The organism is Kitasatospora sp. NPDC004799 (genome assembly GCF_040609095.1).
Lineage (GTDB): Bacteria > Actinomycetota > Actinomycetes > Streptomycetales > Streptomycetaceae > Kitasatospora.
In genome coordinates this window covers 1-1,241 of the sequence record NZ_JBEXJK010000811.1, presented here as the reverse complement: position 1 = coordinate 1,241, position 1,241 = coordinate 1, and the positions used below count along the sequence as shown (strand labels likewise).

The 1,241-nt window shown below is 78.9% G+C and carries 1 protein-coding gene; it reads right to left on the bottom strand.

What is annotated here, in order from left to right:
* Positions 1 to 66: 66 nt before the first annotated feature.
* On the bottom strand, positions 67 to 1,241 hold a 1,175-nt coding region (locus ABZW03_RS40975), incomplete at its 5' end, for a beta-ketoacyl reductase (RefSeq protein WP_355269990.1).

Here is a 1,241-nt window from a genome sequence, read left to right as displayed (position 1 = left end):
GGCCGACCGGGGCGTCCGGCGGTCCTCGGACCGGTGGACGCCCCGGCGGCGCGGCGCACGGGTGGATCAGAAGGTGAGGACCTCGACGTCCCCGGCCTCGTCGGCGCCGCCGTCCTCGTCGGCGGCGACCAGGCTGCGCAGCGTGATCTGCCGCAGGATCAGGTCGACCACGTCGGCGACGGTGTTGCCGCCGAACACGAACGAGGGCGGGACGTCCGCGGCGAAGTCCGCCAGCAGCCGGTTGCGCAGCCGCACGGCGGTCAGCGAGTCCAGGCCCAGCTCGTTCAGCCGGCGGTGGCCGAAGGTCGGGCGCAGCTCCTCGCGCTGGCGCGCGGTGAGGCCCAGCAGCTCGCCGGCGGCGGCCAGCAGGTCCTCGGTGAGCGCGGCCCGCCCGGCCTGCGGGTCCCGCAGGGCGAGGTCGACCACCTGCTCGGCGGTGCGGCCCGCGGCCGGCTCGGCCGGAGCCTGCGGCGCCCGCCCGTCCGGGTCCGGCCGCTGGGCCCGCTCCGGGGCCAGGCCGTCCAGCAGGGTGTACGGCAGGCGCCGGTCGTCGGCCGCCGTGTACCGGGCCCAGTCGACCGCCGCCAGGCCCACCACCGGCAGGCCGCCGCCCAGCACGCTCCCGAAGGCCGTCAGGGCCTCCTCGGTGCCGAGCCCGGTGACGCCGCCGCGGGCGAGCCGGGCGAGCAGCTCCGGCCGGGCGGCCAGGCCCGCCTCGGCCCACGGGCCCCAGTTGACGCTGAGGGCCGGCTGCCCGTCGTGGCACCGCTGTTCGGCCAGACCGTCCAGGAAGGCGTTGGCGGCGGCGTAGTTGGCCTGGCCGGCCGAGCCGGTCAGGGAGGCGAGCGAGGAGTAGAACACCAGGAAGTCGAGCCCGGCGTCGGCGGTCAGCGCGTGCAGGTGCCGCGCGCCCAGGACCTTCGGCCGCAGCACGGCGGCGAAGCGGTCGCGGTCGAGGTCGACCAGCGGGGCGTCGTCGGTGGTCCCGGCGGCGTGCACGACGCCGCGCAGCGGGGGCAGTTCCCGGCCGATCCGCTCGACCAGCGCCCTCGTCTCCGCCGGGTCGGCCACGTCGGCCGGCCAGAGCTCGACCCGCACCCCGGCGGCCCGCAACTCCTCGACCTCGCGCGGGGGTTCGGCCGGCACCGAGCGGCCGGTCAGCACCAGGCAGCGCGCGCCCAGGCCGGCCAGCCGGCCGGCGGTGGCCAGGCCCAGCGCGCCGAGCCCGCCGGTGACCACCG